The following is a 23,977-nucleotide window of genomic DNA, read 5'->3' as shown; positions in this document are numbered from 1 at the left end:
CGCCGGTTATAGCCCGAAATCAACAGAAAGATAGGGTGAATTGGTTCTCCTAAGCTTTTGCGCGCTCGACTGTGGACTGCGTGTTGATTCCTTGGCACGATAGGCAATCGCCGCAAACGGAACACACATATTGACAAGTTCAACGCCCAGCGCCCCAAACAGACAGTTCGAAGTCGACTTCAATGGCTTTCCTGCATTTGATGTGTTGTCCCCTGCCGATCAACGGCTGCCCTTCGTTTTTAATTCTCCTCATTCGGGCCGCCAGTATCCTGAGAGTTTCCTGGCTGCCTCACGGCTTGATGCGCGCTCGATCCGGCGGTCTGAAGATGCTTATGTAGACGAGCTCTTTTCGCATGTGGTGCCACTTGGTGCCCCGATGCTGCGGGCACACTTTCCGCGGGCCTACCTGGATGTGAACCGGGAACCTTATGAGCTCGATCCGAAGATGTTTGACGGCCGGCTCCCGTCTTATGCAAACATCCGCTCAATCCGTGTTGCCGGCGGCCTTGGAACCGTCGCACGTATTGTCAGCGAGAACCATGAGATCTACCGGCACAGGCTGCCGGTTGAAGAAGCGCTCAGCCGCGTCGAAACCATCTACAAGCCCTACCACTCGACACTGAGGCGTCTGCTCGCCCAAACGCATGTCACATTCGGACATGCAGTCCTTATTGACTGCCACTCAATGCCATCAACAGTGAAATGTCAGACAACAGACACACGGCCCGATTTCATTCTTGGTGATCGCTACGGCACCAGCTGCAACAGCGACCTCACCGACTTTGCGTTCGAAACCTTGCGGAGCAAAGGTTACAGCGTGAGCCGTAACAAGCCGTATGCGGGCGGCTTCATAACGGAGCATTACGGGCGGCCGTCCAGCGGCCTGCATGCCCTTCAAATCGAAATTAATCGCGGCCTGTACATGGACGAAGCGACCCATGAGCCGACGGCCCATTTCGGACAATTGTTCCACGATCTGAAAGACTTCGTCCGGGAATTGACCGCAATGCCGGACGCCGGTCTCGTCGCAGATTCAATCGCGGCCGAATAATTCCTGAATTAAATCGAATAAAAAAAAGGCCGCACTCGAATGAGGCGGCCGAAGTCTAGGGAGGAAACGCCCAAGGAGGGCGGCACGACAGAAAGCTCTATCGCACCGCAATAAGATCGCACCGCACCGCACAAAATGCAACCCCAGCAACAGGTGTTTCATGCTCAAAATATGAGCACCAATTCAGGTATTCCGAATTCTTTTTTTGCAAATCAGGTTATAAGACAGCCACCTGCGGTCGTTCTGACCGAAAAGCGACACATCCGACTGGAGGCCATATGTCCATGCCGCTCGCTGCCAGTGCAAACCCGCTGGCTCCATTTCTCGATCGCCTGGCAGACGCTTCCAGCGCTGCAATCATGCCGCACTTCCGGCAAGGCTTCTCGGTCGACAACAAGTTGGACAGCGGCTTCGATCCGGTCACAATCGCCGACAAAAACGGCGAAACAGCCATGCGGGCGTTGATCAACGAACATCACCCCGACCATGGCATCCTGGGTGAGGAACATGGATCGGAGAACCTTGATTCTGATCATGTTTGGGTTCTGGATCCGATCGATGGCACACGCGCCTTTATCACCGGCCTCCCGACCTGGGGATCGCTGATCGGCCTCCGGTCGAACGGCAAACCGAGCCTTGGGATGATGGTCCAGCCATATATCGGCGAGCGCTATAGCGGCGATTGTGAACGCGCTTGGTATCATGGCCCGCTCGGCCAAAAGGAGCTAAGGTCCCGGGCTTGTGCATCACTCGGCAGTGCGACCCTTTTCACCACAACACCTGCGCTTTTCAACGCCAGCGAACGGCCTGTCTTTGATCAACTGGAGGCAAAGGCGCAGCTGACGAGATACGGTACGGATTGTTACGCCTATTGCATGGTCGCAGCGGGCCATGGCGACGCCGTCATAGAGTCCGGGCTGCAAGCCTATGACATCGTCGCATTGGTCCCGATTATTGAAGGAGCCGGCGGCGTTGTGACGACCTGGACAGGTGGTTCACCGGCAGATGGCGGCCAGATCGTTGCATCCGGCGACAAACGCCTTCATGACTTCTTGTTGACCGAACTGGCGAAGGCTGCCGTCTGACGATTGTCTCAAAGAGCGGCCTGGCGGCAAATCCCTGACACTCACTCAGCGCCCGCCTGGTCCAACACCAAATCTGCTTCCAATCCAGGGACAAACGCATCAAATGCGGCCCATACCTGGTCGCGATATCTGTCGGCTTCCACGAGAAGCTCGTGTTCCGCGCCCGAGATCTCGATATAAGATGCATTTTTTGTGCGGGAGACAAACTCTTCAATTGCAGGCGTGGAAACAATCCTGTCCCGACCAGCGCCAAGTATCAGGCACGGCAACCTCATTTCAGGTCCGGCGCTGCGCTGACGCATCGACTTCATGGCCTTGGCAGCTGCGTTCAGCCAACTCATCGTCGGCGATCCGATACCGATTTCCGGGTGCTCTTCCAGAATCTTGGAAAACCTGTGATACCGCTGACGGTCTGCCGTCTGGCGGTTTTCTTCGAATGGGAGTGTAAGCTTCCCGTTTCCACCTGGAACATAGAGCCGGCCCAAAAAGGTCCAGGCGCAAATACGGGCAAGGCCAAAACCAAGTGTCTCGGTCAACCGGGAAGTGGAGGGGCGGGTCGCCCTGAGCTGAGGTCTTCCGAACAGTCCCAACGTCAGAATGCGAAGCAGCTTTCGCAAAGCGGCCGTCAGATCGCTCTCCCAATCCCTTGGCGCGATCGCCAAAAGCGGCGCAGTAATAACCGCCCGGTCCAGCATTGTCCGCAGTCGCTGTGAACAAGACATGAGTATGAGACCGCCCGTTGAGTGCGCCAGTGCAAAATGCGGCCCCGGGTAGGTTGCAAGGGAAACGTTTTTCAAGATCGCCAGCAGATCCTGCTGATATCTCTTGAAGTTCGTAACATGTCCCCGGGCCGGGCTTCGGGTCAAACGCGTCGAACCGCCCTGTCCACGCCAATCGAATGCAACGACAGCATATCCCCGCGAACGCAGGTCTGAGACAACTTCAAAGTATTTTTCGATAAACTCGGCGCGTCCCTGGAGGATGGTGACAGTGCCCCGACAAGACTCACCTGGTGCAGCGGGCCAATGCGCATACCGCAGCTTGATCCGGCCATTCATCTCCAAAAACCCGGAGACGGCCCCATCCGGGATCGGATTATCCTTGGTGTCAATCAGGCTCATCTTGATCCGATTCGCTTATCGCAACGCTCAGTGATAGCCGCCTGGGCCCCAGCTCTCAATATACTTTGAGCCGGCCCCGCAGGGCCGGCCGCAAAAGTGACTAGAGTTACCACCGGCTGTGCCGGTTGTACCGCGGGCCTAGAGGGCGGCTGCGCACGATATCTGCATTGCGGGAATCGACGACCAGTCTAACAGGAAAACCACGCCAGCCACGTGCTTTGATGACGTACATCGGGCCGCGGCGATCAATGATTTTGATCCGGTGAAACCCGCGATGGCGCAAGCTGCGGCGAATTTGCCTCGGTCCCAACTCGTATTGATGCCGACCGTGCCCACGATCCCAACCGCGTCCTGGCCCACCGCGGTGATCTACTGTGATCGTCATGCCGCTGACCACGGGTGCTTTTGCGCCCAAACCTGAGACAGTTACAGCCTGCGCGTGCGTTGCTGCACCGGCGGCCAAGAGCAAAACCGCGCCTGCAATCGGGGCAGAAGCTCTAGTGGAAATGCGTTTCATGAGTGACATCGACATTGTGTGATCTCCTAGTTCCGCCAGCTCCGTGCTGGCGATAACCGGAGAATGCTCAAGAGCGTTTGAACGGGACCGGAAGGGCCTATTCATCTTCAGTTCATCGCCGATATTTCCACTTGCCCACGGCCTCTTGAATTCAAAAAACAGAATGCCCATTTCGATTAGTGCAGGCGCCAAAATGGGTCTGCGCAGCGTTCCAGTCTCGCCAATGATGGGGGACAGGAGATCGCAAACATCAGAAGTAACAGTTGCTCAAAGAGAGGACAGACTATGCGTCACTTCGACTTTACCCCACTTCACCGTTCTACAATCGGTTTTGACCGTCTTTTTTCCATGCTGGATGCAGCTGGCAATGAAGCTCCCAGCTATCCGCCTTACAACATCGAGCGGACAGGCGAAAACGCCTACCGGATTACCATGGCTGTTGCAGGCTTCAGCGATGCCGAACTTTCCGTTGAAGCCAAAGAACACGTTCTGACGATCAAGGGTGAAAAAGCAGAAGAATCTGCTGATCGCGAAATCCTATATCGCGGTATCGCATCCCGGACGTTCGAACGCCGCTTCCAGATCGCGGAATACGTCCGCGTTGATGGCGCAAGCCTCGAAAACGGTCTCCTTCACGTCGACTTGGTCCGTGAACTGCCTGAGGCCATGAAGCCCCGCAAAATCGAGATCACATCTGGCGGGACCAAACAGATTGAAAGCACCGCTCACTAACCGGCAGCTTCTCCCCTGAGCTGAAGCGGTGCGGAGGCGCCTGTTCAACAGGCGCCTCTTTTCGTATTTGCTGCTGCCTCAAGATGTCCCGGAAAGCGCGTTCAAGAACGCTGCAACGTCGTCTTCGGTCGTCGCAAAGCTGCAGACCATGCGTACGCAAACTTCATCCGCCTGCGGAGCGTGGCCCTCTGGCAGATCTTTCGCTGGCCATTCGTAAATCATTGCGCCTTTGGCCTCCAACTGTTCGAACTGGCGTCGCTTCAAAACTGGAAACAGTTCATTGGCTTCAACAGGCCACGCTGTTCTTCCACCAGCTGTCCGTATGCCTTCGGCAAGTTTTAGTGCCATCGCATTAGCGTGTGCTGCCGTATCCAGCCAGCTGTCTTCATTGAAATATCCATCAAACTGAGCAGCAACAAAACGGCTCTTGGAGAAAAGATGCCCGCCGCGCTTACGGAAATACTCAAAGCCCTTGGCAGCTTCCAGGTCGAAGAAGACGACCGCTTCCGCGCACCAGCACCCATTCTTGGTGGCACCAAAGGAAAGAACATCCACGCCAGACTTCCAGGTCATGTCGGCGGGTGAACATCCAAGCGTTACGAGCGCATTTGCAAAACGAGCGCCGTCCATATGCAAGGGAACGGATCGGGAAGCAGCCACCTCCTTAATCGCGGCAATCTCTTCCAGTGTGTAGACTGTTCCGCTTTCAGTTGCCTGGCTGATCGAGACACTTGCGACCTGGCCATGATGCACAATGCCATCGGGGAAAGGGTACATGGCCTCGATCAAACCGTTTGCGTCAAATTTCCCACTTGGCCCAGGAACGCTGACAAGCTTGCCACCGCTGGTCATGAACTCCGGACAATTGCACTCATCGACCTGAATGTGCGAGTCGCGGTGGCAGAAAATGGCGCCACCCGGTTTGCCGTACGCTGCAAGAGCGAGCGAGTTTGCAGCCGTCCCTGTTGCCACAAAAAAAACAGCAACCTCCCGTTCAAACAGCTCATTGAACTTGTTGGAGACGCTTTCGGTGAGGGGGTCACTGCCGTAAGCCGGCGCATGCCCATTATTATGTCGGGTCAGCGCCGACATCACCGCCGGAGCTGCACCCGCCCAATTGTCACTGGCAAAATTCATGGGGCCGTTAAATCACCACGGCCCCAACCGGGCAACCGCTATTTCCTAGTAGTACATTTCCCGCTTGCGGTACTGCACACCAAGCAGCGCGTCGAGCGAAATCAATCCCGGTCCTTTCAAAGTCGGCACCAGAAGCAGGAAGATCCACAACAGCCGATCATCAGCAATAATCGCGTAAGGATCTCCGTCAAAAAGGGCTCCGATCGTCTTGGCATCGGCCCCATGACCTGTGATGTCGACATAGGTCATGACAATAATGAAGACGATCATGCCAAGACTCGCCGCGCGCGTGAAAAGACCAACAACTACAAGAACCGGCAAAATGAACTCGCCCCAGGTTCCGAGGAGGACAATCAGCCCATATGGAAAAAAGGCGATCTGGCTGGTGTCATAGCTGACCTGCTCCATCATGGCCGGTAGCATTTGGGCATAGGCGCCAGCCGTCGGCGTGAAGATGTTCATGATGCTGCCGCCAATTTTTGTGAGCGCCGAGTTCCAGAAAAACTGGAAAAGCACAGCAGCAAAAATAAGACGGGAGGCAAGACCTAAAAACCAGCCTTCAGTCAGCCGCTCAATTGCGCCGAACACCAACGTGTAAAGCCTTACAAAAAAACCAATTACCATCCGCTTCATAGCCTCTTTTGTTGTTTCTAGCCGGATCCCCGCTTAGGCGGGTTCTTTGGTCTGCAAACCGGCAAGAGCCCCATTTGAAAGAAAGTTCGACAAACAATCAGCCAGTGTAAATCCGCTGTCTATTTCAAGTGCCGTTTCAGCCGCTTCACCCAACGACGCTCCGGAAAAAATTGCACTCCCGAACGCAGCATGGCTTGGTTCCAAAACTCGGACATCGACATCGAACTCTGGCCGGACGATCAGCACGGGCTGGGCAACAGAGAGATCGATCTGCGATTGCTCTGCCTCTTTGAACCGATTGACCTTCACGAGATCCCAGATCGGCCACTCTGAAGCCACGATCGTTGCCGCAGGGTGGCGCCAAAATCTCACATCCCCAAGATCTGCGGGCGGGATCGACGCAAGCGCTGCCGGATCGAATACTTCGCAGTCTCTCGCGTGGTAGGACTGAAGCCAAGCCCATTCCAGGCGCGAGACGTCTTCCAGATAAGGATAGGCCTTCAACGGCGGGAATGCGGCAAGAAAACTTGGAAACTCTGCCCCATACCAGATCAGAACAGGGTTTGACGGTTGATGCTCGGCGACAAACGCTCGGGCCAAAGCAGCAAAATACTCCTCACCAAGGAGCGCTTTGACAGACGGATAGGTCTCGCCCAGCGCCTCACAAAGGCTGACTATGACATTGTTCCGATAGACATTGAAGCGTTTCATATCCGGAAGACCATCGGGCCCAACAGCACCTTCGGGCGTCCCGAGTTCCGGATTGATAAGAGCATCGCCGAAATCAGAGGTGGAGAGCCTTGGCAGTGATAACGCCTGCGCCATGTCAGCTGACCGCTTTCAGGTCTGCGTCTTCGGCACGAAGCAGGATTTCCTGCGCAGCATCTGCTTCACGAAGCAAAACGGGCCATGCTGGAACGTCATTGTCCCATTCAATCAATGTCGGCAGAGCGCCGTGCATTCCAATCACGTCTTTATAAAGCGCCCAAACAGCGTCATCGACGGCGCGGTCATGCGCATCAATCAACAGCGGCCGTCCCGCCTCGTCCCTATCCGGAGCATGGCCTCCGAGATGGATCTCACCGACACATTGCATGGGGAATTCAGCCAGGTAAGCGGCCGGTGACTGTTCCTGATTCGTGCAGGACACATAGACGTTGTTAACGTCGAGCAGCAGACCGCACCCTGTCCGGCGGGTCACCTCTTTCAGGAAATCCAATTCACTGATCGTGCTCTGAGCGTAGGCGATGTAAGTGGACGGGTTCTCTAGGAGCATCTGCCGCCCCATCACATCTTGAACTTCATCGATGTGATCACACACACGCGTCAAAGTCGCATGATCGTATGGAACCGGTAAAAGATCATTGTAGTAGGTCGTCTCGTGTGTCGACCACGCCAGGTGTTCAGAAAACAGACCCGGCTCATAGCGCTTGTTCAACTCTGCGAGCCGACTCAGATGATCTTTGTCGAGCGGACTTTCGCCGCCAATGGACAGACCAACCCCGTGAAGCGATAACGGATAGATATCGCGGATTGCTGTGAGCTGTTGATGCGGCCGCCCTCCGGCACCCATGTAGTTTTCGGCGTGAACTTCGAAAAAGCCGATGTCCGGGCGACTTTGAAGAATGTCGGCGACATGTTCCGCTTTCAAACCAGCACCGGGCCGTTTCGGAACGGCAGCCGGAGTGCAAAAAGCAGAGACAGGTTGCGTATCGGACCGCATGGCAAGCTCCAGACCTTGAACTACGGTATGAGGCGGGCGGTGCAAACCGCCAGCCTGAGTTCGTTTGATCGACTGTTAAAGACCGATTCGAATTGGTTAAATTACGCTTCCGGGAGGTCGCGAGGCAATTCCGTCAAAGACCCCTTGCGGCCGTCCGGCAGTTCCATGGACACGCATGTGCCTTTCGGAACCAGCGTCCAAGCGTTACCTTGGTAGTCAACGGTTGAAGAACCCGCACACGTCGTGCCCGGACCGGCTTTACAATCGTTCTGTCCTTTCAGGGAAACACCGTAGCACTTCTCTTTGGCTTGAGCATGGGCTGGTGTCGAAGTGGTCCCCGAAAGACCTGCAATTGCGGTGGCAACAGCGCCAGCAACAACTGCTGCAGACATAGCCTTGTTTTTCATATCAAACTCCTCTGTTCAAAAAATCACCGCAGCAACCACGATGCCGGATAAGTGCTGCTACACCCGTTACATGGCCGGAATGGCGTTCAATGGGAAATCAAACGCCTGTGACACCGCTGCGAGCTGTCACCTACCTTTGACTATTAAACGAAAGATTCTTACTCAAACCCAACTCAACGCGACGTTTCCGGACGATTGGCACTTTATGGACGAAACAATTATAATAGCGGCAAAGAAACACACTTGCTCCTTGCAATGAAATCTGTCATGTTCCGCTCGCTTGGAATAGGACAGGCATACTGTCCTTTTGAAATTAGGGAAACACCGCCGGACCGCCGGTCGTGAAAAATGTAAGATCCAAGCAGCCGCTTGCTCAGTCCGGGGAGGGCCTCCAGCAAGATGAGGCAATTGTGTTTCAACGGCGCTAAGTGGCGCTGCGGCAATGCGACGGTTTGCCAGAACAAGCCGCTGCAGTAAGTACATCGACAGAGCCGGGGCAACAGCCAGGGTTCACCGAGCCGCACTCTTGATGGAATGCGACCCGAACGGAACCCGACGCTCCAAACCACGGCTAACACTGGGGTAACAGTGAGGGCGCACATGACGAAGACAGAGCTGACGACCAGCACAGCCATGCAAGCAGGCCAGACGGAAACAAACACCGTGACAGCCACAACACTTGCCGATCGACTGGGCACGGCCGCCGACAAAGGGCTCTACAATCCGTCGCGCGAACACGATGCCTGCGGTGTTGGCTTTGTTGCCCACATGAAGGGCGCTAAATCCCACAAGATTGTTTCGGATGGACTGCAGGTTCTGGAGAACCTCACACACCGCGGTGCAGTTGGTGCAGATCCACTGATGGGCGACGGCGCCGGAATGCTGGTTCAGATCCCGCACAGGTTCTTCGAAGCAGAGATGTCTGCAGCTGGCACACCAATCCCGGAATTCGGCGACTATGGTGTGGGCGTTATATTCCTGCCACAGGACGATGTCCTGCGTGCCACGTGCGAAGAGATAGTAGAACGGGTCATCAAGACCGAAGGACAGGAGCTGATTGGCTGGCGCGATGTGCCGGTCGACAACGCATCCCTTTCCAAAGCCCCGGACATTGCCGCAACCGAGCCAGTGTCCCGTCAGGTCTTCATCAAACGTTCGAATGGCGACGATCAGGATGCCTTCGAGCGCCGGCTTTATGTTCTGCGCAAAGTGATTTCCAATACGGTTCGCGCGGAAACAGATGCGGTCACCAAGGGCTTCTACATCGTCTCGCTGTCGAGCCAGACGATTGTCTATAAGGGCATGTTCCTCGCCTATCAGCTTGGTGCTTACTACAGCGACCTGAAGGATGAGCGGTTTACCTCTGCTCTCGCGTTGGTTCACCAACGTTTCTCGACCAACACGTTCCCGTCCTGGGACCTGTCTCACCCTTACCGGATGGTGGCCCATAACGGTGAAATCAACACGCTCCGCGGCAACGTTAACTGGATGGCTGCCCGCCAGGCATCTGTTTCATCCGCGCTGATCGGAGACGACATTTCGAAGCTCTGGCCGATTTCCTATGAGGGACAATCAGACACAGCCTGTTTCGACAATGCGCTCGAATTCCTGGTGATGGGCGGTTACTCGCTCGCGCATGCTGCGATGATGCTGATCCCGGAGGCTTGGGCCGGCAACCCGCTGATGGACGACAATCGCCGTGCCTTTTACGAGTATCACGCTGCACTGATGGAGCCGTGGGACGGCCCTGCCGCCGTTGCTTTCACCGATGGCCGTCAGATCGGTGCGACGCTTGACCGAAACGGTCTGCGCCCAGCGCGCTACATCGTGACCGAAGACGATTTCGTAATCATGTCTTCTGAAGTCGGTGTACTGCCGGTTGAAGAAGAAAAGATCGTCCAGAAATGGCGCCTGCAACCGGGCAAGATGCTGCTTATCGACCTGGAAGAAGGCCGGATCGTTTCTGACGATGAAATCAAGCGCCAGCTTTCCACGGCCAACCCGTATAAAGACTGGCTGCACAAGACACAGATCGTTCTGGAAGATCTGCCGGGCGTCCGCCAGATGGCCCCGATCGCAGGCGAAAGCCTGCTCGACCGTCAGCAAGCCTTTGGCTACACTCAGGAAGACATCAAGCTTTTGATGACCCCGATGGCAACAGTCGGTCAGGAAGCCATTGGTTCCATGGGCACCGACACGCCAATCTCGGCGTTGTCAGACAAATCAAAGCTTCTTTACACATATTTCAAACAGAACTTCGCTCAGGTCACCAACCCGCCGATCGACCCGATCCGTGAGGAACTGGTGATGAGCCTGGTTTCTTTCATCGGTCCGCGCCCGAACCTGTTTGATCTGAAGGGTTTGTCGACGTCCAAACGCCTGGAAGTCCGTCAGCCGATTCTGACCAACGAAGACCTGGAAAAAATCCGGGTTATCGGCGACATCGCTGACAATCAGTTCTCGGCGAAAACTCTGGACATCACCTACAACGCCGACAAGAACGCTGAAGGTATGGAAGGAGCATTGGCCGAACTCTGCGAGCGCGCAGAAAAAGCGGTGCTCGACGGATACAACATCATCATCCTGTCGGATCGCATGATCAACCGCTCGCGGATTGCGATCCCGGCCCTCTTGGCAACAGCTGCGGTCCATCACCACTTGATCCGCAAAGGCCTGCGCACATCTGTCGGCTTGGTCGTTGAGACGGGTGAAGCACGCGAAGTGCATCATTTCTGCGTTCTGGCAGGTTTTGGTGCCGAAGCCATCAACCCGTATCTCGCATTCGAAACTCTTCTTTCCATGCACATGGAGATGGATTTCCCAGAAGAAGTCGATCAGTACGAAGTCGTTGAGCGTTACATCAAATCGATCGACAAGGGCATTTTGAAGGTCATGTCCAAGATGGGCATTTCGACCTATCAGTCCTATTGCGGTGCCCAGATTTTTGACGCAGTTGGCCTGTCCTCTGAATTCGTCGAGAAGTACTTCTTCGGCACAGCGACAATGATCGAAGGCATTGGCCTGAGTGAAGTCGCCCAGGAGACCGTTCAGCGCCATTTTGAGGCGTTCGGCGATGTGGCTATCTTGCGCCGGTCTTTGGATGTCGGCGGCGAATACGCTTACCGGATCCGCGGCGAAAACCACATGTGGACGCCGGACTCCATCGCCAACCTGCAGCACGCTGTTCGCTCCAAACTCCCGGACATGTACCGGACATTTGCAAAGGAAGTGAACGAAGAAAGCGGACGCTTCGCGATCCGTGGCCATTTCCGCATCAAAAATGCAGATGAGATCGGCCGCTCCGAAATCGATATCTCCAAGGTTGAACCTGCTGAGAACATCGTCAAGCGGTTCGTGACCGGGGCAATGTCTTTCGGATCGATTTCGAAAGAAGCCCATTCCAGTCTTGCCGTCGCCATGAACAAGATTGGCGGCAAGTCGAACACAGGTGAAGGCGGCGAAGAGCCAGAACGCTTCAATCCGCTGCCGGATGGCACCATGAACCCGCAACGGTCGGCCATCAAGCAGGTCGCCTCGGGACGTTTCGGCGTGACAACCGAATATCTGGTCAACTCCGATATGATCCAGATTAAGGTTGCTCAGGGTGCAAAGCCAGGCGAAGGCGGTCAGTTGCCGGGCCACAAGGTTGACGCGGTCATCGCAAAAGTCCGCCACTCGACCCCGGGCGTTGGCCTCATCTCTCCTCCCCCGCACCACGACATCTATTCCATCGAAGATCTTGCACAGCTGATCTACGACCTGAAGAACGTGAACCCGGTCGCGGACATCTCGGTGAAGCTTGTCTCCGAAGTTGGCGTCGGGACTGTGGCCGCAGGCGTTGCCAAGGCGCGGGCGGACCACATCACGATTTCAGGCTTTGACGGCGGCACCGGCGCATCACCACTGACCTCGCTCAAGCATGCCGGTTCTCCGTGGGAGATTGGCCTTGCAGAGACCCAACAGACCCTCGTTCTAAACGGCTTGCGCTCACGTATTGCGCTGCAAGTTGACGGTGGGCTTCGCACAGGCCGTGATGTGATCATCGGCGCTCTTCTGGGCGCGGACGAGTTCGGGTTTTCAACCGCACCTCTGATCGCGGCCGGTTGTCTGATGATGCGCAAGTGCCACTTGAACACCTGCCCGGTCGGGATTGCGACGCAGGACCCGGTTCTCCGCAAGCGCTTCAAAGGCACTCCGGAGCACGTCATCAATTACTTCTTTTTCGTCGCTGAAGAAGTCCGTGAACTGATGGCATCCCTCGGCGTTGAAAAACTCGATGACCTCATTGGCCGATCCGACTTCCTCGACAAGGAAGCCGCGCTCGATCATTGGAAAGCCAACGGCCTTGATTTCTCCAGGATTTTCTTCCAGCCGGATGCAAAACCGGAAGAAACCCGCTGGACAGAGCGTCAAGAGCACCCAATCGTCGACATTCTCGACCGCCGCTTGATTGCAGCTGCGCAACATACGCTGGACACCAAGGAACAGTCGACGATCGAAGAGACCATCTGTTCGGTGGACCGGTCGGTTGGCGCCATGCTGTCTGGCGAGATTGCCAAGCGCTACGGCAACAAAGGCCTCAAGAAGCCGGACACATTGACAGTTAAGCTCAAGGGCACAGCGGGTCAGGCGTTTGGCGCATTCGTCGCCAAAGGCGTCACAATGGACCTGGAAGGCGATGCCAACGATTATGTCGGCAAAGGCCTGTCTGGCGGCAAGATCATCGTCCGCCCACCGGAAAACACCCGGATCGTTGCCGAAGACTCCATCATTGTCGGCAACACCGTGCTCTATGGAGCAACCGAGGGCGAATGCTATTTCCGCGGCGTCGCAGGGGAGCGGTTCGCAGTCCGCAACTCCGGTGCGGTCGCCGTTGTTGAAGGCGTCGGCGATCACGGTTGTGAATACATGACCGGTGGTGTCATTGTGGTCATCGGTCAGACAGGACGTAACTTCGCAGCTGGCATGTCCGGCGGCATCGCCTACGTTCTCGATGAGGATGGAACCTTCGGATCCCGTTGTAACCTGGCAATGGTGGAACTTGAGCCGGTCACCGAAGAAGACGACCTGCTTGAGAAGCTGCATCACCATGGCGGTGACATTGAGCACAAGGGCCGTGTAGACCTGTCCTGCGACATGACCCGTCATGATGATGAGCGCCTGCGGCAGATGCTGACCAAGCACAAGGAGTTGACCGGCTCGACCAAGGCAGCAGCGATCCTGGACGATTGGGCCACTTACCGGCCGAAGTTCGTGAAAGTCATGCCGGTCGAGTACCGCCGCGCATTGCGGGAAATGGAAGAGCAACGCCTCGGCATGGTCGCGGCGGAGTAACCGGCACATTGAACAAAATGGCTCTCGGCCGCCGATCGTGGCCGATTGCAGCCACCTTGAGGACGCACAAATTTGAGGAGGTCGCCTTGGGCAAGGTAACCGGTTTTTTGGAAATCGATCGTCAGGAACAGAAGTACCAACCAGCTTCTGACCGCATTCGCCATTTCCGCGAATTTACGATCCCGCTCAACGATCAGGAAGTCGCCAACCAGGCGGCACGTTGCATGGATTGCGGCATCCCGTTTTGCCATGGACCAAGCGGGTGTCCGGTCAACAACCAGATCCCGGATTGGAATGATCTGGTCTTTCAGGGCGACTGGGACATCGCACTGCGCAACCTGCACTCCACAAACAACTTTCCGGAATTTACCGGACGCATCTGCCCTGCTCCTTGCGAAGAAGCCTGCACGCTCAACCTTGAAGACATTCCGGTCAACATCAAGAGCATTGAGCAGGCGATCGCCGACAAGGGCTGGGAAGAGGGCTGGATCGCACCGGAACCGTCCGCCACGAAGACAGGCAAGGCCGTTGCCATCATCGGGTCCGGCCCCGCAGGCATGGCCGCGGCCCAGCAACTCGCGCGGGCAGGCCATACGGTGCACGTCTATGAACGGGAGCCCAAGGCCGGCGGTCTGCTGCGCTACGGCATCCCGGACTTCAAGATGGAAAAGCACTTCATCGACCGCCGCGTCAAACAGATGGAGGGCGAGGGTGTTACTTTCCACTACAACGTCGATGTAGGCGTCACGGTCAGCATGGACGAGCTCACCGAGCGCCACGATGCTGTGATCCTGTGCGCCGGCGCTGAACGTCCGCGCGATCCTGGTGTTGAAGGCATGGACCTTCAGGGCTGCCATTGGGCGATGGACTACCTGGTTCAACAGAACCGCCGCGTTGGCGGCGAACCAGAAGGCGATGCAGCTCCGATCTGGGCCGGCGGAAAGCATGTTATCGTCATTGGCGGCGGCGACACCGCATCCGACTGTGTTGGAACTGCATTCCGTCAGGGTGCGCTGTCGGTTACTCAGCTGGACATTCGTCCGATCCCGCCCTTGAAAGAAGACAAGCTGACAATCTGGCCCTACTGGCCAACCAAGTTCCGTACATCTTCTTCTCAGGCGGAAGGGGCAGAGCGCGAATTCTCTGCTGCAACGCTCGGTCTGGTCGCAGATGAAGATGGTGTCGTAACCGGTGTGAAATGCGCCCGTGTTGACGAGAAGCGCAAGCCAATCGAAGGCACGGAATTCATCCTGCGTGCCGATCTTGTCTTTGCAGCGATCGGTTTTTCCGGACCACGCTTGGACACCTACATCGCACAGGCCGGTGAGAAACTCGAACTGGATGGCCGCACCAACGTCAAGGCCAACACTGACGACTATAAAACGTCGATCGACAAAGTGTTTGCAGCGGGAGATGTTCGCAAAGGGCAGTCGCTGGTCGTCTGGGCAATCCGTGAAGGCCGCCAGGCAGCACGCGCCGTAGACGAGTACTTGACCGGGTCAAGCGACCTGCCGCGCTGATCGAAACACGTCAAACGACATACAAAAGCCGCCGAAATTTCGGCGGCTTTTTTGTTGCGTTGAAACGTTCATCTGACGTGCAACAGATACTTATGTATCTCCGCCCCCGGCCTCTATCAATGTAGACACGCTGTCGTTCCCGATCATGCGCGGATCATCAACACGCCCGGACACCGGCGCAAGTGGCTCGCCTTCAACGAAGAACCGGTAGGCCGTGCTGCTGGTGTCATTTTCGGCATCGTCTTCGCCGCCAAGCAAAAAACCTTCAGGTGATGTTGTCCGGCCCGTCAAAACGATGAAATTAGGGTCATCCTCAACACCTTCAAAGGCCAGTCCGCCATAGCCGCCAAGAAGACGTGACAACTCGCGCTCGACAAAGAAAGCAACCTTCCGGTACCCGGCCCAGGTAAATGCTATCCTGTCATTCGTCCGAAGACGGGTGTTTTTACCGTCCACATCGGGACCAAAGGATGTATAGGCACCGTCCTCTGAGAGGAAGATATCCCACAAATCAACATATCGGACACGGCGCTCTTCCGCTGCCCCGGCAAAAATAGAGTTCAGTTGGGTGAAATCGCCATTGAGTAGTTCATCATTGGTGGGCGGCAACCCCACCCAGACAATTGGAAGCTTCTCCTGCCGAACACTGCGAACCAGCGCCATGACCTTGTTTCGATAGCTTTCAAGCCATTCCGCTGTCATATACTCGATGGACGGATCGCCCGGAAACTCTTCGTCCCGGTCGCGCCATCCCATCATCACGACAACCGCTTTGACATCCGCGCCCCGAATACGGGAGAGCGTACGTGTGGCCCACTCCGGCGGCTCTGCACCTGCAAAACCCTCGCGGTCTTCAGTGATTTCCTCAACCTTGATTTTTGGTTGTTGCGCCAGCGTAAATCGCAGACCGTCGGCCACACCCCGCGCCATTCGGTCTCCGACCACAAGGATCAAACCGGCGTCGGGGTCTTTTTCCACTTCCTCAAAACGCGGCGGGAGGCCGGCAGGCCGAACCACTTTTGGAGCTTGCTGAACTGGAGCTTGCCGTTTTTTCTCGCGGCCACCACCAAACAAACGCTGAATTGGGGCGAATGGGTTGAAGCCCCGAAACCCATTGTTCTGAGCAAGCACAATGGGCTCTTCTGCCATGGCCTCTTTTTGAAACCATCCAGTTGGCTCAGCCGGACTGGCGAGAAGTGCCAGAGCAATTGCTAACGGTAACGCAGATGGCCGGGCCATCTGCGTCAAACCACGAAGTGAAGTTTTGAAAGCCACTGTTCGCGTCCCGACACCGATCCGTGTTCAGGTCAGTTTAGCGGCCTGTTTTCAGGTGCGCCAGCAAAACAACTGACGGATGCCCATCTGGCACCATCCCCTTTGACCGCTGATATGCCCGGATGCCCCTGCGGGTGGCCGGGCCGACTTTGCCGTCGGCAGCCCCAACGGAAAAACCTTTCTGGTTCAACAGCGCCTGTAACTCGGTCGTTTCAGACCTGGTCAGAGGAAGATACTCCTTCGACCAATTTCCGGCCAGAGGTCCACCACCAATAATACGATCCGCCAGATGGCCAACTGCCAAGGCATAAGCCGTTGCGTTGTTGTACCGCTTGATCACATAAAAATTGCGCAACATCAGGAAAGCGGGGCCGGAGGCGCCGGCCGGCAGGACCAGAATGCCGTTGTCGGATTGACGCGGAAACCCTCGGCCATTGACCCGGCGGATGCCATAACGCTGCCATTCACCGAGTGTGAGTGTCTTCTCACCATCGGCAAGATTGTAGTCAAAACCATTGGGGAGCTGAACTTCATAGCCCCAGGTTTTGCCCGTCTGCCAACCATGGCGTTTCAAATAGTAGGCGGTGGACGCCAGAGCATCCGGTATGGAGGTCCAGATATCCCGCTTGCCATCACCGTTGTAATCCGCGGAATAGGCTTTCCAGCTTGATGGCATGAACTGGGTATGCCCCATCGCTCCGGCCCAGGAGCCCTCCATCTCGGAAAACTTCACATGTCCGGCCTGAACAATCGCAAGTGCCGTCACGAGTTCTTTGCGCCAGAAGTCTGTCCGCCTCGGCGCGGCATAAGCCAGCGTCGCAAGTGCCTGAATAACGTTGTGTCGGCCCATGAAGCCGCCGTAATTGGTTTCCATGCCCCAAATGGCGAGCACGGCCTCACGGTCGACACCGTAGCGAGATTCGATTTGGCGCAGGACACCATCGTACTCAATCAGAAGCTCACGGCCCTTTTCGACACGCGTATCGGAAACTGCACTATCGAGGTATTCCCAAATCGGCTTTACGAACTCCGACTGCTTGCTCATCAGGCGGATCGTATCATTGTCGGGTTGCATACCCGTAAAAACCGCATTGTAGGTCTGTGCAGAGATACCGGCAGACCGGGCTGTCGGCCAGAAATCCTTAATAAAGCGGGTAAACCCTGGATCCGATGCCCCACCGCTCGTAGCGTAGGCATAACTGGCACTAAAGCTGCCAACCGCGATGACAAGCGCGCGCATGCCGTTGCGCAGCACTGGTTTTATGGAAGAAATCGAAGGCATTCCGCCGATCACACGTGTCGTTTGCCGAAAAATATCCCGCATACGGGCCTCCTAATGCCCTAACCGTAGTGTCGCCCCGCTTCGTCCAAATGATCTGTTTTTGGTTACCGTGCAGTTAATGCCGGAAACGAAGGCCGGCTTCAATGGCATTTTCGGTGTAATCACCACCGTCTTGGGAACTTTCAAAGCGGCGATGAATGTAATTTGCAGTGAGCGCAACATTTTGCGTCAACGCGTATGTCATTCCCCCAAAGCCGGTCAGCGTGTTTTCCTCGATCGAAACACCCTCATAAGTCCGATAACTGTAACCAAGACCAGCCTCGCCTACCCACCGGTCGCTGAAGGCATGCGCAAGCCGAAGATCTCCGGAGTAGATAATGGAGCCGCTTGCATTGTCGATATCCGTCGCGTCAAAACTCGTTCCAACGCCAGCTGTGACAGTTGTCAGGCGGCTGGGCGACCAGACTAACGATCCGTCGATCACAAGCCCCGACAGGTTTTTCAAACGGCTGTCTTCAATATCTTCCAAGCGCCAACCGGCACTGACTTCACCGACGAGTTTCGGGCCGGCTGCAATAGCAAGACCGCCACGAAGCTCATACCCGTCGGCATCCCGGATTTCGCAGATACTGTCGCTGCAGGTTTGATCGAACCGGCGGAAAAGGAGCGAGCCTTGAGCAAACGGTGATAACAAGCCTCCGGCGTTGCTACCGAGCCTCAAACTCGCTGAATAGACTGTATTGTCACGCCCGCTTTCGATGGTGCTGTCTGAATCATAGACCCTGCGGTCTGCGCCGACGGCTGCAGTCGCGGCAAGAAGACCCACATTGCGCGTGACACCAAGGTCGATATTGCCTTCATGGATGAAGGTGTCATTTCCGAGCGACTCGGCGCTCCCATCTTCCTCCCGGCTAATGCCGTAGCTGATGTCCGCATCAACCCGTGTTGCCTCAGTAATATCGAGACGCAGGCCCGCAGCGGCGGACCCGAAAATATCATCGTCGTCCGAATTTCCAGGATAACCGATGTAACTGCCGCGCAGGGAAGCATCAAACTGATGCCGGACCCAGTCTGACGTCAGAGAAATGTCCGGGGCAATTCTGTAAAGACTGCCCGCACCACCTGTTGCTGATCTTGAGGTGTTGTCGGTGTAACCGGTGGTGACGGTCAATTGCGGTGTCAAAATGAACGAACCGAGCCGAATCCCGTCTGGTGCATCAAACGTGGTGTCGCCTCCAAAGACAGTATCGTCAATTCCACCCTGAGCGAGGGGGACCGCACGCGTCACGGCAGTTATCCTGTCAGAGAATGGCCGCACGGGCTGAACACGTCCAGCTGCACCAAGGCCCGTTGATCCATCCTCTTCTTCAGCGATATTGACAGAAGGGCGCAGGGCAAAAACGTTTGATTGTGCCGGATTCACACCTGCCCGAGTTTCTGCTTCTTCCCGGCCATCCTCATCTGCCGCATTGGCACGTCCAGGATCATCCGAACCACGCAGACCCGGCACCGCAGTCTGAGCGAACGACGGTTCCGCAAGCGCAAAGGCGAGCGGGAGACAGATGATGCATGTCAAAAATCGGGTCATTCACAGCCAGAAAGCAGTCAGATTATACCCGCCCAACCTGACGAAGGATGGTTAATGCTTCGTTTCCATATTGCAAAATGCCAAGGCTGATTAACCATAGCTGCTGGATATGGACATAAAATAAACAGGTTCTTGAACGAAAGCCTGCGGTGGCCTAATTCTAGCGCCGAAAAGCAAGAAAGACCGCGATCCATGACCAGCCCAGCTCAAGACCCCAACACTTCGGAAAGCGCAGAGCTGCACATGGAGTATATTGTCTCCGCTGAGCGGGCCCTGGAAACCGAAATGGCTGGGCTGAGTGCTTTGCGGGTGGCTCTAAAAGATGGGCTAGCGGCACCCTTCCAGAAAGCTTGTAGCCTGATCCAAAGCATTTCCGGGCGTGTCATTGTCTCGGGCATCGGCAAGAGCGGGCATATCGGCACCAAGATCGCAGCCAGTCTGGCCTCCACAGGTACACCAGCGTTTTTTGTCCATGCCACTGAGGCCAGCCACGGTGATCTCGGAATGATCACGCAGGACGACGTTGTCCTGGCCCTCTCATGGTCGGGAGAAACCCAGGAACTGGCGAGCCTTGTAGCTTACACACGGCGCTTCAAGGTTCCCTTGGTCGCCATGACATCGCGTCTGGACAGCACTCTGGGCAATGCCTCCGATATTGTCCTGAAACTGCCAAGCGTTGCAGAGGCATGCCCTCACGGACTGGCGCCGACGACATCCGCCCTGGTGCAGCTTGCACTCGGTGATGCTTTGACTGTGGCGCTTCTCGAGGGACGCGGTTTTACAGTTCAGGACTACAAGCTCTTTCACCCTGGAGGACGCCTTGGTGCCAGCCTCAAATCCGCGAAAGACATCATGCATTCCGGTGAGGCGCTGCCACTTGTCACGGCATCGACACCGATGACAGACGGTATCGTCGTGATGTCACAAAAAGGCTTCGGCGTTCTGGGTGTCGTGGACGAGTTGAACCAGTTGATGGGCATCATCACCGATGGTGATTTGCGCCGCCATGTGACAACCAATCTTCTGGAAAAAACGGCTGGCGACATCATGACACGCGGGCCAAAGACGGTTCATCCGGGAGCGCTTTCAGCGTCGATCCTGGAGCTCCTGAACAGCTCCTCAATCACGACTGTGTTTGTCGTTGAAGACAGCCGGCCGGTTGGAATTGTTCACATGCATGACCTTCTTCGAGTCGGCGCCGCTTAATCGAGAGCTTTACGTTCACAAGCTGGTCACGGATTCTGACATTTTCTAAGTGCTGCGAAATTTAAATCGCAGCATTAGCATTTGATTAGCCATAGGCCGCCTACACTGCACTCAAGTTTGACTGGGCTTATCGCCCGAGACCTTGGTGTGTGTAGTATGGATCTCGCGACCCTACTTGGAATTGTCGGTGCGTTTGCCATTGTTATTACCGCTATTTTTCTTGGCGGAAGTTTTGGCCAATTCGTAGATGTTCCATCTATGCTGATCGTTATCGGTGGCGGCCTTGCAGCTACCCTTATCCGATTTCAGGTTTCTGATATCGCAGCGGCATTCGCGACCGCTTTCAAGGTTGCTTTATCTGGGAAAAGCGCCAGTCCACGAGACCTCATCTCCGAAATCACCAATCTCGGCGAAATTGTCCGGAAGTCCGGCCCGCTGGGGCTTGAGAACGTGGACGTTTCCGATCCAGTCCTTGCAAAGGGTGTGCAGTATATTGCGGATGGCTACGAGCTTGAATTCATCAAGGAGGCGATGGAGCGCGAGCGTGACTTGCAACTGAGTCGCCTGTCGGAGGGCAAGCGCGTGATGAAAGCCCTCGGCGATTCCGCACCCGCCTTCGGTATGATCGGAACTCTGGTCGGTCTGGTTCAGATGCTTGCGAATATGGATGATCCGGCCGCAATCGGCCCGTCCATGGCGGTCGCCCTATTAACGACGCTATATGGAGCCTTGATTTCCAACATCCTGTGTCTGCCGATGGTCGACAAACTTGACGCTAAGTTTGATGTCGACGAGTTGAACCAAACCCTGATCATCGATGGCGTTTGCCAGATCCGCGAATCCAAGAGCCCTGCTCTGATCAAGGAAATGCTGGTCGCGTACCTGCCGGAGAAAGCCCGGGCTGATTTGGCAGAAGCTGCGTAGTTTGGATTAAGGTCGAGTAACGCGTTATGGCGAGAAAAAAACCACAAGGAGGAGGCGGAGCACCGGATTGGCTGGTGACGTTCGCCGACCTGATGTCGCTCCTTGTGTGTTTCTTTGTTCTGATCATTTCATTTTCCATTCAGGACAAGGAAAAACTTCAGGTCGTCGCCGGTTCGATGCGTGAAGCCTTCGGGGTGAAGGACAGTTCGCGCAAGACTGGTATCATCGAAGTCGAAGGCATCCCGATCCGCGACTATATGAAAGACATCAGTCAGGTCGAGCAGGAGCTGGACTCCGATTTTGCGCAAGAGCGGCACGAAAAACGCCGCAAACAGGGGCCGGAAGCCAACACGCACGACACGATGGAAGCGGAGATCGAAAAACCGCGTCAGTTCGCAACCGCGGCGGCGTCCCTTCGGCAGGCTTGGCAGGAGATGCCGGAAATCACGGAAGTTTCGACCAACATCATTTTGGAAGAGACCGAGGAAGGTCTTAACATCATGCTGGTTGATCAGGATGGCCGATCCATGTTCCGTGAAGGGTCGAAATATCCCTACGAAACAACGCGGCGGCTGATCGCCCAAATGGCGCCGGTGCTCTCCCGAATGCCCAACCGGATCGAGATCACCGGTCACACGACTGCAGGTGCAGCAACGGTAGACCCCAGTTACACCGGATGGGATCTGTCAACGGAGCGTGCAAATGTCGCTCGTCAGATCCTTTCAGAATATGGTGTGCCGGACGGGCAATTTTATTCGGTGGTTGGAAAGTCGGACACAGAACCGCTGTTCCCGAACGATCCGTATCTTGCTGCCAACCGGCGGGTTGGCATCCTGTTGATGGCCGAAGAACCGCCGATCCCGCCGGGTCACAAGCTGTGAGGCTAGTGTCACGATCTTCGGACGCGACTATGAAGTCTTCTCCGCGTTAACGTCGGAAACGACCAACCGAGCGCCGTCGACACCGTCGACACGCACTTTTGTGCCCGCAGGCATATCGGGACCAGAAATCCGCCAAATCGTATCATCAATTGACAGCTTCCCGGCGCCTTCACTCAACGGCGTCGTGAGAGTGAATTCACGTCCAATGTAACGGCTGCCGCGCTTGTTCAGCCCCGGATCCCCAGTTTCAGAAGCCGCTTTCAGCATCAGCTTGCGCCCAATCAACAAGCTGACAATCGACAGGACAACAAAGAGGCCGACATGAACCTGCCAGCTGAAGTCGAAGAGAAGCGCAACAACCCCGACTACTATTGCAGACAGTCCAAACCACAGGAAAACGGTGCCAGGAGCCAGGATTTCCAGTCCAAGCAGGATCAACCCAAGGACGACCCAGCTCCAGGACCCGAGAGCCTGAATGATGCTCTCTGTGAGACTCATTGCTCCTCTCCGGGCGACGTCCGTGTAACCGGTACCCCAGATGATGACCGTTGAGGTTTATCGCCATCACCAAAAGCTTCCTTGGCGATCTCGCCAATACCACTCAACGAGCCAAGAAGGGACGTTGCTTCCATCGGTAAAATCAGGGTCTTTTGGTTGCGGGACGTCGCCAGCGCCGTAAATGCTTCGACGTATTTATTGGCAACGAAGTAGTTGATCGCCTGCACATCACCATTGGCAATGGCTTCACTGACCATTTGTGTTGCCTTGGCCTCAGCTTCTGCCTCACGCTCCCTGGCTTCCGCATCCCTGAACGCGGATTCCTTACGGCCTTCGGCCTCAAGGATGAGCGATTGCTTCTCGCCTTCCGCCTTCAGGATCTCAGACTGACGTTTGCCTTCCGCTTCAAGGATCGATGCCCGTTTTTCCCGCTCGGCCTTCATCTGGCGGCCCATCGCATCAACAAGATCACGCGGCGGATTGATGTCCTTGATCTCAATCCTGGTGATCTTGATACCCCATGGCTCTGCGGCAGCGTCCACAACCCTCAGGATTTGGGCGTTGATTTCGTCGCGGTTGGACAACAGACTATCGAGATCCATGGATCCCATGACGGAACGGATATTGGTCATGGTGAGGTTGAGGATCGCGTTCTGCAAACCCAGGACTTCATAGGCAGCACGGGCGGCATCAAGGACTTGATAGAACGTAACGCCATCGGCTGTCACAGTCGCGTTGTCACGGGTGATCACCTCTTGTGACGGAACATCCAGGACTTGCTCCATCATGTTCAGTTTATGACCGATCCGGTCGATGAACGGGATGATGAAGTTCAGTCCTGGCGTCAATGTCTTGCGGTACCGGCCAAAGCGCTCAATCGTGTAGTTGTATCCTTGCGGTACCGTTTTAACCCCGGCAAAGAACACAAGGATGACCAGCAGAAGCACACCGATCAAAACAATATCAAATCCGGCAATCGGCATTTCAGCCTCCTAAAATCATTATCTGACAACACACTACGACGTGAGGGCGGGTTGTTCCAGACGAAACGCCCTGCGTCAAT

General features: G+C 55.7%; 20 protein-coding genes. 8 read left to right on the top strand and 12 right to left on the bottom strand.

Annotation, left to right across the window (positions count from 1 at the left end):
• Positions 1-205 precede the first annotated feature (205 nt).
• The gene (locus tag SADFL11_RS20610; protein ID WP_008191454.1) at positions 206-1,051 is read left to right on the top strand and encodes an N-formylglutamate amidohydrolase; all 846 of its coding nucleotides are present in this window, start codon (positions 206-208) and stop codon (positions 1,049-1,051) included.
• 278 nt (positions 1,052-1,329) lie between these two features.
• Complete coding sequence (gene hisN, locus SADFL11_RS20605) at positions 1,330-2,136, top strand: histidinol-phosphatase (RefSeq protein WP_008191679.1); 807 nt, start codon at positions 1,330-1,332, stop codon at positions 2,134-2,136.
• 41 nt (positions 2,137-2,177) lie between these two features.
• On the opposite strand, the gene SADFL11_RS20600 is transcribed toward hisN, so the two are convergent.
• Both SADFL11_RS20600 and SADFL11_RS20595 read right to left on the bottom strand, forming a co-directional pair.
• Entirely contained in the window at positions 2,178-3,257 is a 1,080-nt protein-coding gene (locus tag SADFL11_RS20600; protein WP_008194915.1) for an alpha/beta fold hydrolase, read from the bottom strand.
• Positions 3,258-3,363: 106 nt separating this feature from the next.
• Complete coding sequence (locus SADFL11_RS20595) at positions 3,364-3,789, bottom strand: hypothetical protein (RefSeq protein ID WP_134853098.1); 426 nt, start codon at positions 3,787-3,789, stop codon at positions 3,364-3,366.
• Positions 3,790-4,059: 270 nt separating this feature from the next.
• Between SADFL11_RS20595 and SADFL11_RS20590 the strand changes: the two genes are divergently transcribed.
• A complete protein-coding gene (locus tag SADFL11_RS20590; protein WP_040451040.1) occupies positions 4,060-4,506 on the top strand; it encodes an Hsp20 family protein in 447 nt (148 codons plus the stop codon).
• 78 nt (positions 4,507-4,584) lie between these two features.
• Here SADFL11_RS20590 and SADFL11_RS20585 read toward each other — a convergent pair whose 3' ends face one another.
• From SADFL11_RS20585 to SADFL11_RS20565, 5 genes are all read right to left on the bottom strand, one after another.
• The gene (locus SADFL11_RS20585) at positions 4,585-5,643 is read right to left on the bottom strand and encodes a threonine aldolase family protein (protein WP_008192122.1); all 1,059 of its coding nucleotides are present in this window, start codon (positions 5,641-5,643) and stop codon (positions 4,585-4,587) included.
• A gap of 45 nt (positions 5,644-5,688) precedes the next feature.
• Entirely contained in the window at positions 5,689-6,267 is a 579-nt protein-coding gene (locus tag SADFL11_RS20580; RefSeq protein ID WP_008190465.1) for a DoxX family protein, read from the bottom strand.
• Positions 6,268-6,309: 42 nt separating this feature from the next.
• Positions 6,310-7,101: an HvfC/BufC N-terminal domain-containing protein gene (locus SADFL11_RS20575; RefSeq protein ID WP_008189148.1), complete on the bottom strand. Its 792-nt coding sequence runs from the start codon at positions 7,099-7,101 to the stop codon at positions 6,310-6,312.
• 1 nt (position 7,102) lies between these two features.
• The gene (gene bufB / locus SADFL11_RS20570) at positions 7,103-7,999 is read right to left on the bottom strand and encodes an MNIO family bufferin maturase (protein WP_008190335.1); all 897 of its coding nucleotides are present in this window, start codon (positions 7,997-7,999) and stop codon (positions 7,103-7,105) included.
• Positions 8,000-8,100: 101 nt separating this feature from the next.
• Positions 8,101-8,406 carry a BufA1 family periplasmic bufferin-type metallophore gene (locus SADFL11_RS20565; RefSeq protein WP_008197134.1) on the bottom strand — a complete coding sequence of 102 codons (306 nt, stop codon included), beginning with the start codon at positions 8,404-8,406 and terminating at the stop codon, positions 8,101-8,103.
• Positions 8,407-9,006: 600 nt separating this feature from the next.
• Between SADFL11_RS20565 and gltB the strand changes: the two genes are divergently transcribed.
• Positions 9,007-13,740 (top strand): glutamate synthase large subunit, encoded by a 4,734-nt coding sequence (gene gltB / locus SADFL11_RS20560; protein ID WP_040451041.1) that lies wholly within the window; start codon positions 9,007-9,009, stop codon positions 13,738-13,740.
• Between the two features lie 86 nt (positions 13,741-13,826).
• A complete protein-coding gene (locus SADFL11_RS20555; RefSeq protein WP_008196526.1) occupies positions 13,827-15,260 on the top strand; it encodes a glutamate synthase subunit beta in 1,434 nt (477 codons plus the stop codon).
• Between the two features lie 90 nt (positions 15,261-15,350).
• On the opposite strand, the gene SADFL11_RS20550 is transcribed toward SADFL11_RS20555, so the two are convergent.
• The 3 genes from SADFL11_RS20550 to SADFL11_RS20540 form a co-directional block, all read right to left on the bottom strand.
• Positions 15,351-16,535, bottom strand: a complete 1,185-nt coding sequence (locus tag SADFL11_RS20550) for an SGNH/GDSL hydrolase family protein (RefSeq protein WP_209002664.1) — start codon at positions 16,533-16,535, stop codon at positions 15,351-15,353.
• A 37-nt stretch (positions 16,536-16,572) separates the two neighbouring features.
• Positions 16,573-17,859 carry a lytic murein transglycosylase gene (locus SADFL11_RS20545; RefSeq protein ID WP_008193396.1) on the bottom strand — a complete coding sequence of 429 codons (1,287 nt, stop codon included), beginning with the start codon at positions 17,857-17,859 and terminating at the stop codon, positions 16,573-16,575.
• A gap of 73 nt (positions 17,860-17,932) precedes the next feature.
• The gene (locus tag SADFL11_RS20540) at positions 17,933-19,405 is read right to left on the bottom strand and encodes an outer membrane beta-barrel protein (protein ID WP_008190895.1); all 1,473 of its coding nucleotides are present in this window, start codon (positions 19,403-19,405) and stop codon (positions 17,933-17,935) included.
• Between the two features lie 192 nt (positions 19,406-19,597).
• Between SADFL11_RS20540 and SADFL11_RS20535 the strand changes: the two genes are divergently transcribed.
• From SADFL11_RS20535 to SADFL11_RS20525, 3 genes are all read left to right on the top strand, one after another.
• Positions 19,598-20,611, top strand: coding sequence for a KpsF/GutQ family sugar-phosphate isomerase (locus SADFL11_RS20535; RefSeq protein WP_008193309.1), 1,014 nt, complete (start codon positions 19,598-19,600; stop codon positions 20,609-20,611).
• 156 nt (positions 20,612-20,767) lie between these two features.
• Positions 20,768-21,535 (top strand): motility protein A, encoded by a 768-nt coding sequence (locus tag SADFL11_RS20530; protein ID WP_008189559.1) that lies wholly within the window; start codon positions 20,768-20,770, stop codon positions 21,533-21,535.
• Positions 21,536-21,561: 26 nt separating this feature from the next.
• Positions 21,562-22,416 carry an OmpA/MotB family protein gene (locus tag SADFL11_RS20525; protein ID WP_008191608.1) on the top strand — a complete coding sequence of 285 codons (855 nt, stop codon included), beginning with the start codon at positions 21,562-21,564 and terminating at the stop codon, positions 22,414-22,416.
• A 27-nt stretch (positions 22,417-22,443) separates the two neighbouring features.
• Here the strand turns inward: SADFL11_RS20525 and SADFL11_RS20520 are convergent, their stop codons facing one another.
• Positions 22,444-22,914: an NfeD family protein gene (locus tag SADFL11_RS20520; protein ID WP_008191973.1), complete on the bottom strand. Its 471-nt coding sequence runs from the start codon at positions 22,912-22,914 to the stop codon at positions 22,444-22,446.
• On the bottom strand, positions 22,911-23,897 hold the full coding sequence (locus SADFL11_RS20515; RefSeq protein WP_008191273.1) for an SPFH domain-containing protein: 987 nt from the start codon (positions 23,895-23,897) through the stop codon (positions 22,911-22,913). Before SADFL11_RS20515 ends, SADFL11_RS20520 begins: the two co-directional genes overlap by 4 nt.
• Between the last annotated feature and the right edge of the window lie 80 nt (positions 23,898-23,977).

Source organism: Roseibium alexandrii DFL-11, assembly GCF_000158095.2.
In the GTDB taxonomy this organism is placed as follows: Bacteria; Pseudomonadota; Alphaproteobacteria; order Rhizobiales; family Stappiaceae; genus Roseibium; species Roseibium alexandrii.
This window is presented reverse-complemented; position numbering and strand designations above follow the sequence as displayed.

Coding starts and splice junctions, on each gene's coding strand:
- hisN (WP_008191679.1), top strand. CDS start 1,330: ATGTCCATGCCGCTCGCTGCCAGTGCAAACCCGCTGGCTCCATTTCTC.
- SADFL11_RS20600 (WP_008194915.1), bottom strand. CDS start 3,257: ATGAGCCTGATTGACACCAAGGATAATCCGATCCCGGATGGGGCCGTC.
- SADFL11_RS20595 (WP_134853098.1), bottom strand. CDS start 3,789: ATGTCGATGTCACTCATGAAACGCATTTCCACTAGAGCTTCTGCCCCG.
- SADFL11_RS20590 (WP_040451040.1), top strand. CDS start 4,060: ATGCGTCACTTCGACTTTACCCCACTTCACCGTTCTACAATCGGTTTT.
- SADFL11_RS20585 (WP_008192122.1), bottom strand. CDS start 5,643: ATGAATTTTGCCAGTGACAATTGGGCGGGTGCAGCTCCGGCGGTGATG.
- SADFL11_RS20580 (WP_008190465.1), bottom strand. CDS start 6,267: ATGGTAATTGGTTTTTTTGTAAGGCTTTACACGTTGGTGTTCGGCGCA.
- SADFL11_RS20575 (WP_008189148.1), bottom strand. CDS start 7,101: ATGGCGCAGGCGTTATCACTGCCAAGGCTCTCCACCTCTGATTTCGGC.
- bufB (WP_008190335.1), bottom strand. CDS start 7,999: ATGCGGTCCGATACGCAACCTGTCTCTGCTTTTTGCACTCCGGCTGCC.
- SADFL11_RS20565 (WP_008197134.1), bottom strand. CDS start 8,406: ATGAAAAACAAGGCTATGTCTGCAGCAGTTGTTGCTGGCGCTGTTGCC.
- gltB (WP_040451041.1), top strand. CDS start 9,007: ATGACGAAGACAGAGCTGACGACCAGCACAGCCATGCAAGCAGGCCAG.
- SADFL11_RS20545 (WP_008193396.1), bottom strand. CDS start 17,859: ATGCGGGATATTTTTCGGCAAACGACACGTGTGATCGGCGGAATGCCT.
- SADFL11_RS20540 (WP_008190895.1), bottom strand. CDS start 19,405: ATGACCCGATTTTTGACATGCATCATCTGTCTCCCGCTCGCCTTTGCG.
- SADFL11_RS20535 (WP_008193309.1), top strand. CDS start 19,598: ATGACCAGCCCAGCTCAAGACCCCAACACTTCGGAAAGCGCAGAGCTG.
- SADFL11_RS20530 (WP_008189559.1), top strand. CDS start 20,768: ATGGATCTCGCGACCCTACTTGGAATTGTCGGTGCGTTTGCCATTGTT.
- SADFL11_RS20525 (WP_008191608.1), top strand. CDS start 21,562: ATGGCGAGAAAAAAACCACAAGGAGGAGGCGGAGCACCGGATTGGCTG.
- SADFL11_RS20520 (WP_008191973.1), bottom strand. CDS start 22,914: ATGAGTCTCACAGAGAGCATCATTCAGGCTCTCGGGTCCTGGAGCTGG.
- SADFL11_RS20515 (WP_008191273.1), bottom strand. CDS start 23,897: ATGCCGATTGCCGGATTTGATATTGTTTTGATCGGTGTGCTTCTGCTG.